Source organism: Sphingomonas tagetis, from assembly GCF_024211275.1.
Classification (GTDB): Bacteria; Pseudomonadota; Alphaproteobacteria; order Sphingomonadales; family Sphingomonadaceae; genus Sphingomonas; species Sphingomonas tagetis.
In genome coordinates this window covers 448973-464255 of record NZ_JAMLDX010000001.1, presented here as the reverse complement: position 1 = coordinate 464255, position 15283 = coordinate 448973, and the positions used below count along the sequence as shown (strand labels likewise).

General features: G+C 66.2%; 13 protein-coding genes. All 13 read left to right on the top strand.

Annotated elements, in window-relative coordinates; translation table 11 throughout:
- Nucleotides 1-8: 8 nt before the first annotated feature.
- The 13 genes from M9978_RS02315 (at nt 9) to M9978_RS02255 (ending at nt 15246) form a co-directional block, all read left to right on the top strand.
- Nucleotides 9-2981: a hypothetical protein gene (locus M9978_RS02315; RefSeq protein ID WP_254291229.1), complete on the top strand. Its 2973-nt coding sequence runs from the start codon at nt 9-11 to the stop codon at nt 2979-2981.
- 9 nt (nt 2982-2990) lie between these two features.
- A complete protein-coding gene (locus tag M9978_RS02310) occupies nt 2991-3602 on the top strand; it encodes a hypothetical protein (RefSeq protein WP_254291228.1) in 612 nt (203 codons plus the stop codon).
- Nucleotides 3599-4252, top strand: coding sequence for a hypothetical protein (locus M9978_RS02305; RefSeq protein WP_254291227.1), 654 nt, complete (start codon nt 3599-3601; stop codon nt 4250-4252). The genes M9978_RS02310 and M9978_RS02305 overlap by 4 nt, the downstream gene beginning before the upstream one ends.
- 2 nt (nt 4253-4254) lie before the next feature.
- Nucleotides 4255-4656 carry a DUF6950 family protein gene (locus M9978_RS02300; protein WP_254291226.1) on the top strand — a complete coding sequence of 134 codons (402 nt, stop codon included), beginning with the start codon at nt 4255-4257 and terminating at the stop codon, nt 4654-4656.
- Nucleotides 4657-7911: a hypothetical protein gene (locus M9978_RS02295; RefSeq protein WP_254291225.1), complete on the top strand. Its 3255-nt coding sequence runs from the start codon at nt 4657-4659 to the stop codon at nt 7909-7911.
- Nucleotides 7908-8204, top strand: coding sequence for a hypothetical protein (locus M9978_RS02290; RefSeq protein WP_254291224.1), 297 nt, complete (start codon nt 7908-7910; stop codon nt 8202-8204). The genes M9978_RS02295 and M9978_RS02290 overlap by 4 nt, the downstream gene beginning before the upstream one ends.
- A gap of 1 nt (nt 8205) precedes the next feature.
- Entirely contained in the window at nt 8206-8904 is a 699-nt protein-coding gene (locus M9978_RS02285; protein WP_254291223.1) for a hypothetical protein, read from the top strand.
- A 27-nt stretch (nt 8905-8931) separates the two neighbouring features.
- On the top strand, nt 8932-10587 hold the full coding sequence (locus tag M9978_RS02280) for a hypothetical protein (protein ID WP_254291222.1): 1656 nt from the start codon (nt 8932-8934) through the stop codon (nt 10585-10587).
- Nucleotides 10588-10630: 43 nt separating this feature from the next.
- Nucleotides 10631-10858, top strand: coding sequence for a phage holin family protein (locus M9978_RS02275; RefSeq protein ID WP_254291221.1), 228 nt, complete (start codon nt 10631-10633; stop codon nt 10856-10858).
- The gene (locus M9978_RS02270; protein ID WP_254291220.1) at nt 10855-11367 is read left to right on the top strand and encodes a lysozyme; all 513 of its coding nucleotides are present in this window, start codon (nt 10855-10857) and stop codon (nt 11365-11367) included. The genes M9978_RS02275 and M9978_RS02270 overlap by 4 nt, the downstream gene beginning before the upstream one ends.
- Complete coding sequence (locus M9978_RS02265; RefSeq protein ID WP_254291219.1) at nt 11364-11987, top strand: hypothetical protein; 624 nt, start codon at nt 11364-11366, stop codon at nt 11985-11987. The genes M9978_RS02270 and M9978_RS02265 overlap by 4 nt, the downstream gene beginning before the upstream one ends.
- Nucleotides 11988-12019: 32 nt before the next feature.
- Nucleotides 12020-12331, top strand: a complete 312-nt coding sequence (locus tag M9978_RS02260; RefSeq protein WP_254291218.1) for a hypothetical protein — start codon at nt 12020-12022, stop codon at nt 12329-12331.
- A 95-nt stretch (nt 12332-12426) separates the two neighbouring features.
- The gene (locus tag M9978_RS02255) at nt 12427-15246 is read left to right on the top strand and encodes a LamG-like jellyroll fold domain-containing protein (protein WP_254291217.1); all 2820 of its coding nucleotides are present in this window, start codon (nt 12427-12429) and stop codon (nt 15244-15246) included.
- Nucleotides 15247-15283 lie beyond the last annotated feature (37 nt).

Here is a 15283-nt window from a genome sequence, read left to right as displayed (position 1 = left end):
GAGGCAGCATGGCGCGATCACCGTCACGCCAGGAGCTGTTCCTTTCGGTCGGCGGCACCGTCACGCCGCTGCAGGGCGCGCTGAAGGTCGGCAAAACCGCGCTGATCGAATTCAGCGGCGACGCGGAAAAAGCATTCGAGGCCGTCGAGCGCTCGATGCGGGACATGGTCAAGGACCCCGGCGCGACCGCGAAGCAGCTCACCCAGAGCTATTCGAACGCGTTCCGCGAGATCCGCGCGAACGCGCAGAACGTGCTCGGCGCCGACAGCGGCGCCGGCGCGCTCAACGTGCTCAACGCCAGCGCGGCGCGCGAGGCGGCCGCCGCGGCCGAGCAGCGTGCCGCGGCGATCCGCGTCGTTGCCGAGGCCGCACGGGCCGAGGCAATCGCCCAGGGCAGCGCCAATGCCCAGCTGACGGCCTATGCGTCCGCGGCCACCGTCGCTGAGCGCGAGGCCGAGCAGTACGCGATCGCGCTGCGCACGCAGGCGAACACTCTCACCGCCGTCGAAGGACGGATGAACGCGATCGTCGCGCCGGGGAAGCGCATTGTTGAGGTCAGCGGGCAGGCGCGCGCTGGCATGCAGCAGCTCAGCTATCAGCTGGGCGACGTCGCGACCCAGCTGGCGGCCGGCACGCCACCCACCATCGTGTTCGCGCAGCAGATCGGCCAAGTTACGCAGGCTATCGGCCTGATGACCCAGGAGACCAAGGGGTTCATCGGCTTCATCGGCGGGCCTTACGGGCTAGCCCTTTCGTCGGCGCTGGTGCTGCTCACGCCGCTCGTCAGCAAGCTCTTCGAAAAGAGCAAGGCCGAGAAAGAGGCCGAGGAAGCCGCTAAGGATCATGCCAAGGCGATCGAGGCGCTGATCAGCGCGCAGGACCGCGCCGTGCAATCAACGGCGGCCAAACTGCGCCAGGACTACATTGCGCTGGGAGTAGAGCGGCAAGCCGCCATCGCCGCGCGCGAGAAAACCGCCGCCCTGCTCGACCAGGCCAAGGCACAGTTGCGCCTCGCCGACGCGACCGCGAACAATCCCGGGGCGTTCGGCTCGGCCGACGAGCAGCTCGCGGCACAGCGCGACGTCGCCACTGCACAGGGCAAGGTTGCCAAGGTCGAGGCCGAGCTCGCGAAGAACAGTGCCGCGCTGGCAAAGCTCAATGGTGCCGTCGATCGCGCTGCAGGCCGGATCGTTGCCGATCGCGTGCAGGCCCGTTCAACGCCCGAGGGCCGGATCAACGTCAAATTCGACGAGCGCGAGGAGGCGGCGCGGCTCGAGGCAGAGCGGACGAAGGACTATGCCAAGTATGGCCGCACGCTCGCTCAGCTCGACGTCGAGCGCCAGAAGGAGCTGAAGCAGCTTCAGGAGGCAAACCGGCAGAAGAAGGGGACCACCGCCACGAGTGACGGCGTGAAAATCGCGCCGAGCGAGGTGGGCGCGATGCTCAAGGCTGCGTTCGGCGGTACGGTGACCTCGACGACCGGCGGGAAGCACGAAAAGGGATCGCTCCACTACAAGGGGCAGGCGGTCGATTATGTACCCGCCGGCGGCATGGGTTCGGTCACCAAGACACAGGTGCGCGCGGCGCTCGAGGCGCAGGGCGTCGACGTGCTCAAGGTGCTCGGCCCCGGCGACAAGGATCATGACGATCACTTCCATGTGTCGTTCAAGAAGATCCGTGCGTCTCGTGAATCGATCGAGAAGAAGCAGGAGGCGCTGCGACAGCGCGAGCTGGCCGAGGACGTGTCGTTCGTCGACGAGCTGCGCGCCGCGCGCGGGCGGCTGCTCGACGCGCAGGGCAAGACCGCGGTCAGCGAGGAAGAGCGCGCGCGATTCCTGACTGAAGAGATCGATGCGGAGGCTTCAGGCCGCGCGCGCAAGATCGGCCTGCAGCTGTCGGCTGGCAAGCTCGAGGAAGCGGAGGCGGCGCAGCTGCTTGAGCTCAACGAGCAGACCCGCCAAGCCCGACGGATCGGCATCGCGCGCCAGCAGCTGGCGGACCAAGCCGAAAAGCAACTCGCCGATGTCCGAGCTGAGGTCGACCAGAGCAACGAGCTGCTGCGCTCTCAGCTCCAGATCGCCGATAGCCGTGACGATCGCGCGCGGATCGAGCGGCAGCTGCTCGAGAATGCCTATCGGCTGGAAATCAACGAGGCCGCGATCGAGCTGGCCTCCGCGTTCGCGGCGAAGGATTGGGATCGGTACGCCAAGGCCATGGCCCGCGCGGCCGACCTGGCCGAGCGCAAAGGCAATGACGAAAAGGCGCTCGAGCGGCAAAACGAGGGATCCTATGACCGATACCGGCGCGAGCTCGGGTCGATCGACAGCATTCAGGACCAGATCGACGACCTGAAGGTCGACTCGATCCGTCGGCTCGGCGACGAGCTGTCTGGCGCGGCGGTGAAGGCGCTGGGCTTGAAGGGCGCGCTGGGAGATGTCGTCGGGCAGCTCATCCGCATAGGTCTTGAGCGCGCGGTACTGGGCCCGGTGGCGGATTTCCTGTTCGGCACCGCCGGCGGCGGTACCGGTGGCCTGCTCGGCGGACTGCTCAAATCGGTGCTGGGGTTCTCGGACGGCGGCTACGTCTCTGGTCCCGGCGGTCCGCGAGAGGACAGCATCATCGCGCGCCTGTCGAATGGCGAGTTCGTGATGAACGCCGACGCGACGCGCAAGAATTTGCCGCTGCTGATGGCGATGAACGACAATCGGCTGCCGGCATTCGCCGATGGCGGACTGGTTGGCACGTTGCCGAGCTCGGTGGCGCGGCTGCCGGCGAATGACACGCTGCGCCTTGTCGGCGGCAATGCCGGCAATGGCGAGCAACTGGTCCGCCTGCAGGTGACGCTGAGCGACGATCTCGACGCGCGGATCGACAACCGCGCCGCCGGCGTCGCCGTCGAGGTGACGCGCGCAGCTGCGCCGGCGATCAAGCAGTCGGCGATGAACGACACGTTCGCGGCGCTCGGCCGGCCCTCGCTCTAGGATTTCCCATTGGCCCTGATCAATCCGCCCGCGCCGCTGCGGCTGCGCAATGCGAAGTGGCGCGCCAACGTCCCGGCGCAGGTCAACCGCTCCGGATGGACCGGCAAGCGCAAGGTCGTGGGCCAGGCCGGCGCGTTCTGGTGGTCGATGTCGGGTGAGTTCGTGCCGATCATCGGACAGACCAACGTCGTGGCTTGGCGTGGGTGGTTCCTCGATCTCGAGGGCCCGGTGCATCGGTTTCCGGTGCGCGCCGTGGAGGTGCAGCAGACGGCGGCGTCGAACCCGACCGTCGCGAGCGGAAGCACGGACGGCTTTTCGGTGCCGTTGCAGGGCTTGCCCCTCAGCGCAACGGTGCTTCCCAAGGGCTCGCTGATGACGATCACGTTGCCCAGCGGGCATGGCCGGCTAGTGAGCCTGTCGGCGGCGCTCGTGAGCAACGGCTCCGGCCTCGGCACGGCGACATTCAAGCAGGAGCTGACCGAAACGCCCGAAATTGGCGACGCGGTCGAGATCCGGTGGCCGTTCTCGACCATGTCGCTGGCCAGCGACTTTCCGCCCGGCTGGGGTGTCGATCCGGGGCAGATCTATAGCTTCTCGATCGAAGCGGAGGAGGCGCTGTGAGCCGCCCCGACGCCGCCGCCTCGGCCGCACTCGACGCGCAGGTCGTTCGGCCGGTCTGGTTCGCCTATCTCGACATTCTGGGCGACCCGATCCGAGCCTGCACGGCCGCGCGCAGCATCACCTTCACGGGGATCGGCGACCCTGACGTCGACGACCAGGTGTTCGATGCGATCAACCCCGACGTGGTCGAGATCAGCTCGGTCCGGGTCAAGGCGAACGGCGCCGAGCCAGTCACGGCCCGCCTGTCCGGCATCGCGACGATCGATGCCGACACGCTCGAGCTGATCGGCGACAAATCGAACTGGCAGGGCCGGGTTGCCCGGCTGTGGCGGATCATCCGTGACGAAAGCGGCACGCAGGCGGGCGCGCTTCAGCATTACTACACCGGCTACATGGTCGCACTGTCGGTGACCGGCACACCGCAGAGCCAGTCGATCAGCGTCAAGATCGAGAGCTATCTGGCCGCGTACAGTCAGGCTTCGAACCGGACCTATCTCGACCAGGAGCAGTACGATCCCGGCGACCTGTCGGCGAAGGCCGCGATCGCGATCGCCAACGGCACGTCGGGCAATCCGCTGATCTCCAATACGCCGGTGCAGAGCGATTACGACGACTGGCGATCGCCGCTCGGCCCGCGGATGGGGCTGTGACGATGCGCCGCACCGACTGGGAAGCTCGCCTGGGCGAATATCTCGCCAGCGTCGTCGATCGGCCGTTCGAGTGGGGCGTGCATGATTGCGCCCTCCACAGCGCGAACGCCGTGCTGTCGATGACCGATATCGACTTCGCGGCATCCTTCCGCGGCCATTATCGAACCGCGATTGGCAGCGTCCGCGCGCTGCGGCGCTATGGTGCCGGCACGCTCGAGGCGACGATCGACAGCTTGTTCCCGACGATCGGGCGCGCCTTTGCGCGCCGCGGCGATCTCGTGATGCATGCCGGCGCCCTCGGGATTTGCGTCGGCGGCGACGCGCTTTTCGTCGGCGAGGAGGGCGGGGCGGCCGGCCTGGTGCGGATCGCGCGACCAAGTTGGTCCAAGGCCTGGAGGATCTAGGTGGCGAAGGTCCTCAAGATCGCGGCGATGGTCGTCGCGGTCGTCGCGCTCACATTTACCGGCATGGGCCTGGCGGCCGGCCTTACACTGGCCGGAGCGAGCGCGTTCGGCATCGGCGTCTCTGCCAGCACGCTATTCCTTGTCTCGGCCGGTCTTTCGATCGGAGCCTCGCTGCTCGCGCCGCGCCCAAAAGCGCCGGACACGAGCGCGTCGATGAAGGATCGACTGTTCGCGAGCATCAATCCGCGCGCCTTCCGCACCTTCGCCTTCGGCACGACTGCGTTGGCGACCGACATTCGCGACCAGGAGTTTACGGACGACCAGTCCTATCTGCACCGCTTCGTGGTCGTCGCGAGCCACAAGATTCATGCGATCCGCGAGATCTGGTTCGACGACAAGCTGGCTTGGACGCTCGCCGGCGGCGCGCAGGGCGAGTTCGCCGGCTACCTGACCGTGACGCCGGTCCTCGAAGGCTCGGCTGCGAACGCGATCAACATCTCGGCGCGGATGGGCTCGGCACGCCGCTACACCGGCTGCGCCTATGTGCACCTGCGCTACAAGCTGACCGGCAACACCAAGAAGGCGGAATCCCCCTTCGCGCAATCGGTGCCCTCGCGCGTGACGATCATTGGCGACGGCGCCTATATCTATGATCCGCGCCTCGACAGCACGGTCGGCGGCGACGGGCCGCAGCGCGCGGACGACCAGACCACCTGGGGCTGGGACGAGGATGCGTGCCGCAACCCGCCGCTGGTCATGCTGACCTGGCTGCTCGGCTGGCGGATCCGCAACCCCGTGACGAACGCGTGGAAGCTCGCGGTGGGGAAGGGCGTTCCGCCGGCGCGGATCGACATCGCCAGCTTCATCACGGCCGCGAACATGTGCGACGAGCCCGTCACCAAGGCGGCGGGCGGGACCGAGCCGCGTTATCGCTGCGACGGCGTTTTCAGCGAGGGCGATGATACGTCGCTCGTGCTCGAGAACTTCAAGGCGGCGATGAACGCAGAGCTCGACGACGTCGACGGCCGGATCCGCATCACGGTGTTGCACAACGATCTGGGCACGCCGATCGCGCACTTCACGACCGACGACATCCTGGGCGAATTTACCTGGGATCAGACGCCGCCGCTCAAGGACACGTTCAACATCATCCGGGGCGGCTATACTGACCCTTCGAACAATTCGCTCTATCAGCTGATCGACTATCCAGAGGTCGCGCTGCCGAGCCCCGACGGGATCGATCGCGCCGAGACGATCAACTTGCCCCTGGTGGAATCGCCGAGCCAGGCCCAGCGCCTGGTCAAGCAGCGCCTGCAGCGCGCGCAGTATCCGGGCACCTTCGCCGCGACGTGGCAGGTGACCGGCTGGAAGGTGCAGAAGGGCGATCCGGTCACGGTGACCTTCAAGCCGCTTGGCTGGGTCGCGAAGAAGTTTCGCGTCGCCGACAGCGAACAGCGCCAGGACGGCACGGTCCCGATGGTGCTGCGCGAGGAGCATGTCGATATCTATGCCTGGGACGCCGACGAGGGTCCTGCGGTGCAGGGCGCGGATCCAACCACCTATGACCAAGGCCTGACGCCGATCGTGCAGGCGATCGGCGATGCCGGCAAGACAGCCGATTGGCCGGAGATCACAGATCCCGACGGCACCAAGCCGGCGGACAACGCGACCAACAGCGCGGACCCGGACAGCCCGTTCGGGCTCGAAGGCACTGTCGCCGACGCGCTCGGCCGCGTCGCCGAGGCCGAGGCCGACGTCGTCACGCTGACCGGCGGGCTCAGCGCCCAGCTGCTCGCCCATGCCGAGCTCAATCGTGCGGTCGAATCGGCCGAACGCCAGCGGCTCATCGCGGAGGATGCGCTCAGCGTGGCGCTGCAGCGCGCGTTGCTCGAGGCGGATCGCACCCGTCGCGTGTTCCGCGATGCCGGCATCACCGTCGATCCGGCTTCCGGCCAGGTGCGGCTGTGGGCTCTGGACGAGACTCGCGATCGCGTTAGCAACGTCGAGATCGCGCTGAGCGCCGCGACCGCGGCGATTTCGCTGCGAGCCACCCAGACCTACGTCAACGAGAAGATCGCCGAAGCGGTGATCGATCCCAGCCAGATCGCCGAGCTCGGCGACATCTTCACGCGCCTGACTGCGGCCGAGCTCGAGCTCGACGGCCTGAACGCGTCGATCGCGCTGAAGGCGGACGCGACCACGGTGACCGGCCTGGCCGGCACGGTGACGACGGTCGCGGCCGATCTCGACGCTCTCGCCGGCGAAGTGGCATTGAAGGCCAGCAGCGCAAGCGTGACGGCGCTCGACACGCGGCTGAGCGCAGCCGAAGTGACGATAACGGCGCTCGGCAATATCTCGAGCGTTCGCGTCGAACTGCGCCAGGCGCGGTACGAAGCCGACGCCACGGCGGAGAATCTGCTGCGCGCGCTCCTGGAGGGTGACAAGACACGCCGCGGGGCACTGACCGCGCTGGCGACGGCGCGACAGGAGCTGACGGCCAAGATCAATGATGACCTCAGCGTCGAGGCGACGCAGCGCCTGGCGCTGGCGGTTCGCGTCGCGGCGAATGAAGCCGGCCTACTTGCAGAGCAGGTCACGCGCGCGTCGGCCGACAGCGCCTTCGCGAGCAGCCTGACTGCGTTGAGCGCGACGGTCACCGGCGTCGCCGGCGAGCTCGACGCCGCGGTGACGATGCTCCAGCAGGCGGACGTCGACGACGCCGAAGCATGGGCGGCGGCCGTTGCAACGGTGCAGGTCAGCATCGATGGCGTGGCGGCGGATCTCGACGCGGCGGTAACGACGCTGTTCGAGGCCATCGCCGACGAGACTTCGGCACGCGGGGCGGCGCTGACCACGGTCAACGCGCGGATCGATGGTGTTGAGGACGATCTGGCGGCAGGCGTCGCCTCGCTGCTCGAGGCAATCGCCGACGAAGCCGGCGCGCGCGCGACGGCGGTGACCACCTTGCACGCGCGGATCGACGATACCGAGGCATCGATCACAGAAGTGAGCGAGGTCGCGGTTGAGGCCAACGGCATCGCGAAGGCCATCCATGGCGTGCTGCTCGATGTGGACGGCAAAATCTCGGGGACCATTTCCGAGAACGACGGCGAGACCTCTGCATTCCGCGTGAGGGCCGACGTCTTCGAAGTTTCAGGCGGCACGGGCGCCCGGACCGATTTCGTCGACGGCCTCTGGACCGTTTACTATCCCGACGGTTCCCCAGCCATCGAGTGGGGCGTCGAGGACGTATGACAAAGGTCGCCGTCCTTCGGATCTGGCGGCCTGACGGTTCGCTGAAGGTCAACCTGAGCAAGCGATTGTGCCGCCGGCTGGGCAGCGTGGTGACCGGCACCGTGGATGGATCAATCGATCATCCCGGGTTCGCGCTCGGACACCCGCGATGGCAGGTGCTGTCGACTTCGGGCGACATGAGCCAGAGCTACGCGCCGCAGGTCTCGGTCTCGGGCAACACGCTGAGCTGGGCGTTCGAAGGCGGCTACGAAGGAACACGGTCGAGCTGCATCATTCGTTACGGGGTGTTCTAGCATGGCGCTGACCCCCGTGCTGCGGATCACGAACACGAGCGGCACGACGCTGATCGACCGCACGTACAGCAACACATCGCTGCGCGAGAAGCGGGCGGTCACAACCGACACACTGGGCGACGAGTGCAGCTATGTCGACGTCGTGCTGGACGATTGCGACGACCCAGAGGTCGCATTTCGCTGCGAGACACACGGCGCGGCCATGCTGTTCATGCTCGCCTCGGGCACGACCCGCACGGTGCGAATGATCAGCAATGGCCCGATCGGCACGACGATCACAGTGTACCATTTTGATACACCACTGCCCAATGCCTCGCCATCGGGTGCGGTGCTTCGCGTTCTCGCCGGCGACCTGATCTTCGATGCCGACAACGAGTATATGGATGTCGTCGATTTCCAGGAAGAAATCGGCGCCAGCTCGGCCTTTAGCGCCAGCTACGAGAGTGGGCGCCTTTATGCCGTCGCGCCCGGCCGCGCGGGCTACGACACCTACGCCGAGCCGCTTGGCGGTACCGGCTCTGGAGGAGCGCCCGACGTCGCGGTCGTTCAGGGGGCCGTCGGCTGGAAAACCCCGGTCGGCGGCATCGAGCAATCGAACGTCATCATCTTCTTCACGATCTTTCCCGGGCACTCCGCTCCGGTGGTCACGCCGTTCTCGAGCAGCGTCGAGATCACCGTTCTCGACGTGACCGACCTTTAACCGACCCTCTCCACCGAAGGACATTCTATGACCTGGTTCAAATCCGGGACGATCGCGATCGTCAACGGCTCCGACGCCGTGACCGGCACCAGCACGGCCTGGTCGGCGCAGCAGATCCTGCCTGGCTTCGCGCTGGTGAGCGCGGCCGGGGTGATCTTGGGCGAGGTCGAGACGGTCAATTCACCGACGAGCATCACGCTGGTCGATCCGGTTACCGCGAGCACGGCGTCCGGAATCAACTATCTCATCGTGCCGACGCGCGGGAGCGATATCCAGCTCTTCACGGCGATCTCACAGCTGATCACCGACTATGCCGCGGTGCGCGACAATGCCGGCCAAGGCATGTTCGGCGATGGCTCGGTCGGGACGCCGGGCATGCGCTTCATCAACGATCAAGACACCGGCATTTCGCGCCCGGGCAGCAACATCTTGGCCATCGGGACTGCTGGTGTGGAGCGGTTTCGCGCCGACACGAATGGCGTTCAGGTCGCGGGTCTGCAGACTATTTATCCCGCTGCTAACCCGACCTCTGTTGCTACGGCGAAGCAACTCACTGTCGGGGAAATGACCAAGAACACCAGTTACAATCTCGCCTTTGGCTATTTCCTCGGAGGCGATGAAGTCTGGCGCGGCTCGATCCAGGCCATTTCGGGAGGCACCGGAACTCCGCTCGCAATCAATGCCAATGGTGGCAACGTCGCTATCGGTAAGGTCGACCCCGGCAGTTACAGGCTCTCTATCGCAAAGGGTGACAACAACCTTCTGCAGATCGAAAATACGGTTGGAAACGGCACCAAGATCACCATGATTGATCAGGCGTGGAGTGCCGAGATCGAACAGTCCCAAGGCAACCTGATCTTCAAGGCCGGCGGCACAACCGAGCGAGCGCGGGTTGATACTTTAGGCAACCTGCTAGTCGGTGCTACCAGCGGCAGCTATCACATCGTTCGAAAGACCGCTGCAGAGGGCAACGTCATTTTGCAGGTAGACGCCAACGCCTATGGCGCGGTGTTCTATGGCGCGGCGGACGGCGGCGCGAACGGCGCGGCGACGACTCTCTCGCTCGGCAAAAACAGCGGCACGAACCGCTCCATCAACGCGGGCGGAACTATCAACGCCAGTGGCGCGGACTATGCAGAGTACATGACGAAAGCCGAGGGCTGCGGCACCATCGCGCCCGGGGATGTTTGCGGCGTCGACGCCAACGGGCTGCTCGTCACCGCCTGGGCGCAGGCGATCAGCTTCGTGGTCAAGTCGACGGCTCCTTCGCTGGTCGGCGGCGACACCTGGGCAGCGGGCCTCGATCCGAAGCCCGAGCCTCCCGAGGGCTTCGGATCGATCGATCCGGGCTTCCTCAATCCCGATTACGCATCTGAGCTCGAGCAGTACGAAGACGATCTCGCCGAATGGGAAGCGGCGCTCGAGGCGGCGCGTCAGACCGTCGATCGCATCGCCTTCAGCGGCCAGGTGCCGGTCAATGTCGGACCAGCCACGCTCGATGCAATCGAGGATGCTCTGGAGGATGGCGTGGGCGTCTATCTCGTCGCGGCGCAGGCCGGGGCCAGCATCGCGGCCGCTGCCGTGCTCGAATCCGACATGACGCTGCCGGTCTACATGCGCCGGCTCGGCAAGGTCTGGGCGGTCCGCGAGGGCTGCCCCTGGATCGACGTGCAGCACGGCTGACGCCTCGCGGCCGCGCAGGTCGCCAGTTCAATGGAGATTTATCATGACGCTCGACATCCGGGCCACGGCAAACCTGTCGCCTGATCTTCAGGAGATGATGGTCCAGGCGGGCAAGGCTACCCCGTCCGTGGCGGTGACCACGATCACCCTCGCCGGTGTCGGCCTGGACCAGTGGGTCCTGATCGCGACGCTGGTCTATACCGTGCTGCAGGCGGGATGGTTCGTCTATGACAAGCTCATCCGCCGGCGTTCGCGCGGGGACGACGCGTGAAGCGCGGCGAGCTGTCGCCGGCGCAGGCCAGGGCCGCGGCCGCCGGCGGCGCCATGTCACTCGCGCTGGCCGCCGCTATGGCGATCAGTGCGGTGTGGGAAGGCAATAGCCTCACGCCGTATCATGACCCGATCGGCGTCTGGACCGTCTGCCGCGGCGAAACGCATGTGCCGATGCGCCCCTACACCGAGGCGGAGTGCGACGCGATCGACCGCCGGCGAATGACGCTGCGGCTGCAGGAGGTCCGCGAGCTCAACCCGGGCATCGTCGCAGATCCGCTGCAATGGGCGGCTCATGCGAGCCTGGCGAACAATGTCGGTCGGGCCAACTATGCGCGCTCGAGCACGCTCCGCCTCTACAAGCAGGGGCGCAAGCGCGAGGCGTGTGACGCGATCCGATCGTGGCGGCTCGCCGGCGGCAAGGTCTGGCAGGGCCTTGTGCTTCGCAGGACCGGCGACGCCGCGCGCCTCGGCGAGATCGAGCTGTGCAAGAAGGGGCTGGCAGCGTGAAGCTGCTCGCGATCGCGCGCTTCGTCCGCCAGCACTGGCGTGGGATCCTATTGGCGACGATCGCGGCCGCCGTCGTGGCGAACACCCTGGCGATCGACGCCGATCGCGACCGCCAGCGCGAACTCGCCAACGCACGCGGCGCAGTGCTCGAGCAATCGGTCGCGGCCGCCGGCGCGGCCAATGGCTGGCCAGCGACGATGCGGTTGAAGGCCGAGCAGCTCCCGCTGCAGATCCAACTCTACGGCAACGCGCTGCGCGAGATCCGCACGAAGACCGCGGCGGCCAGGGCGGCCGATCTCGGCCGAGCTCGCGACGTCGAGGGCCGCGACCTCGCGATCATGAAGGAACAACAGGATGCGCTCTCCAAGAAGCTGGCGGCCGAGCTGCGCCGCGCTGATGATTATGCTCGCCGGTTGCGGCGCCAGCAAAGTCCGGCCGGAAGCAATTCCGGTGGTGGCCGAGCAGCGGATCTGCCCGCGGCCGCCGACGCCGCCGGCGATCCTGCTCGCGCCGGTAATCCGGCCCTCCTGGATGACGACGTCCGGATCTGCACCCGAAACACCGTGATCGCGGAAGGCTGGGCCGAATTCTGGGCCCGCGTCTTCGCGGAGCCCCGCTGATCACTTCCACCATCATTTGAAGGACGACCATCATGGCGACGGTTCATGTTACGATTTCGAAGGTCGACGATCGCGGCGATACGGGCGCCTCCGTGCAGCTGATCACGTCAGTGCCCACCGCCGCTGAAACGATGACCTCGAGCGGCTCGTCAGCGCAAGCCGCCATCACGCCCAGCAAGGCCGATGGCCTGTTCTGGTCGGTCACCGCGACGGCCAACGTCTGGATCGCATTCGGCGCCAATCCGACAGCGGTGAGCGGTGCTGGTCACCTGATCCTCGGCGGGCAGACCCGTGACTTCGCGGTCACCAGCGCCGGCGAGAAGATCGCCGTGAAGGACGCCTGACGATGGCGCTTTCGGCTTCCGCTTTGGCGCTGGCGCTGAGTGTAAGCTCGTGCGTTCTCGGTGCGGTAACGCCCGTCGATCCGCCAGCGCCAGCGATGTTCGGCGTCAACGTCAACCCAAGCTTCCAGCGTGTCTATAACAACCTGTGCGTGCAGTCCCCATGGCTGGGTGATCCGGTCCTCGGTGAATACGAGCCTATGCGCGCGCCGCACGTCAACGCGGCCGGCGATCTGGCGTCGCTTCCAGCGGGCATCACGACAGGCCGCATCAGCATCCAGAATCCCGGCCCTACTGTGGCGAGCTGGTTCCGGCTGACCTTCGACGGCACCGATAGCCTCGACAGCTTCCAGCGCAACAATGACGTGGTGCCCGACGCGCCAACGATCGTGAACAGTCGCACGATCGAGTTCTACATGGACATGACCCTGTCCGCGTCTCCAAACGATCCCAACTCTGGCAACTATCTCGCGATCAGCGGCACGCCTGGCACCCCGATCAGCAATGTCGATTGCCGCGAGATCACGGGCCCGGGCGGCGATTACGTGGACGAAGGCCTGTATTTCGCCGAGTTTATTGATGAGCTGAAGCTGGTCAGCGACCGTCCTCGCATCATGGATCTCCAGGGCATTAACGGCCCGCACATGCCCAGCACCGGCACGCTGACATGGGAGCAGCGCGCGCAGTCGCGACGGGCGTTCCAGTATAGCTCGGCGCGGCTTGTCCACGGCACCGGCAGCGGCAGGCTCATGCTGACGGTTAAGGCCTACCACACCACGGACGCGGAAGCGGAACTGCTGGCCGCCTACGGTCCGGACGACCTGTACACAGGCGCGGGCGGCAATCGGCTGACGCTGACGATCCTCGCTGCCTCCGGCGGCGGGTCCGTCGTCCTCGACGGCCTAGACATCACGGTAACGCCTGCAGCAGGGGCGACGAGCGCCGCCCAGATCGCGGCCCAGATCTACGCGCACGCTGACATCCCCAAGATGGTCGAGATTGTTGCCGGGACGAACACGGCACCAGTCAGCTCGGGTGATTATAACGCCGCGTTGGCGGCGGGCGCTGTGGCCACGCTCGCAGAGACGAATTTCACGGGTGGTTTCGACGGTCCCGGCGGCAACACCTATTGGCCGGATGTCGTAGAACTGGGCCAGCAGCTCGGACAGCCGCTCAACTTCCTGCTGCCGCAGAACGCCGACGACGATTATGCCGCCCAGGTCGCCAGCCTGATCGTCGCCGCGTTCCCGGCAAGCTACCATCTCTGGCTGGCCGGGAAGGGCAACGAGCCGTTCAACTACGGCACGCAGGCGACCCGCTGGTATTACACGCTGGCGCTCATGAACGGCGTGAGCGGGATCGACCCGCAACACAAGCTGCTGAAGCAGTACGGCACAATGGCGATCAGCAACTTTACCGCGATGAGGGCGGTTGCGGCTGACTTCCCCACAGCGATCGGCGCGCAGTCGTCCAGCGCTTCGACCACAACGGGTGTGTACAAGCTGCTGCCCAACTTCGCGTCAGCTGTCGGGTGGGTTGAGGTAGCGCCGTACTTCTATTTCGTCGCCGATCCGGTGAGCGAGGATGCGTTCTGGGCCAGTGGGTATCTCAGCGCCTCCCAGAAGCCCGCCGAGCTCGCCGAGCATATCGATCTACTGGACGGCACCGACGTTGGGGTTGTCCTGTACGAGTGGGGCCAGCACCTCGACAACGAAACCGTGCTGGCGACCGCGCAGAGCCATCACCGCGACGAGAAGATGGGCGAGCTGACAGCGTATGCCGCCTCTGAATTGTATCGCCTGCATGGCGTAGGCGTGACCATTCCCGTGCATTATTTCTCGGACATCACGCCGATCAGCACCGGTCGGGCGGGCGGCTGGGGCATGCGTGAGTATCGCGGGCAAGCGCCGACGCCAAAGTCGATCGCGTGGGACGATTTCCGCCAAGGCATCTTCCGTCCGTATTTCCAGCCCGGACTCGCGCCGGCGCTGACCGGCACGCGAGTGGTCGGGCAAGTGCTGACGCTGACCCTGCCGGAAGCGTTCAACACGGACGAGGCGACCGTGCAGATGACACGCGATGGCGTGGCGCTCGGCTCTCCCGTGACGATCGATCCGAGCGAAGACACCTTCACCTATACGCAGGTCGAGGCTGATATCGGCACCGTCCTCGATGGCACGGTTACGCTGTCGAATGCGCATTACAGCAAGGAATATGCGATCACCGATGGCGCCGAGACTGAGGACGAGGTGCCGCCGTTCAGCCTAGACGATCTGACGTCGCTGCTCGCGCGCTGGGACGCTAACACGGGCATGGTCGGCACCACGCATGTCACGTCATGGGCGGCGGCGCAGGGCAGCGGAGCGTTGACCAGCGCGGGCAACGCGCCGGCGCGCAGTACCGTTGACGGCCATCCCGCTGCAGTGTTCGCCAAGGCGAGCTATGACAGCCTGCCCAGCAACGTGGGCGTGGGAACCGGCGACTTCACCTATCTCGTCGTCGGCAAGGTCTCTGGCGGAGATATCTCGGGCGACCAGACGATGTTCGGCAATGCCAACTCGAACGGCCCGAGCGTGGATGTGCAGAGTAGCGGTGCGACACTACGGCTCGTGCGCCAGGGCGTCGCCGTGCAAGGCAGCGTCACCTCCGGCGTCGATATGACCGAGAGGTTTGTGGTCACTGCTCGACATCGGGCGTCCGATGATCACTGGTCGCTGCGGGTCAACGGCGTTGAGGTCGGCTCGGGCACTGGCAGCGGGGACTTCTCGGCGGGCAATCTCGTGCTGGGGTTCAACCCCGGCAACGGCGCGGGCTTCAACGGCCCGTTGCACTGCTTGGGCATGTGCGACAGCTACCTGTCCGAGGGGCTGACCGCCGCGTGGGAGGCGTACGAGATGGCGTTGTGGGACGTCGCTTAATCTCTTGCGCTTGTTCCTAGTTCGTTCTCATTTGCGG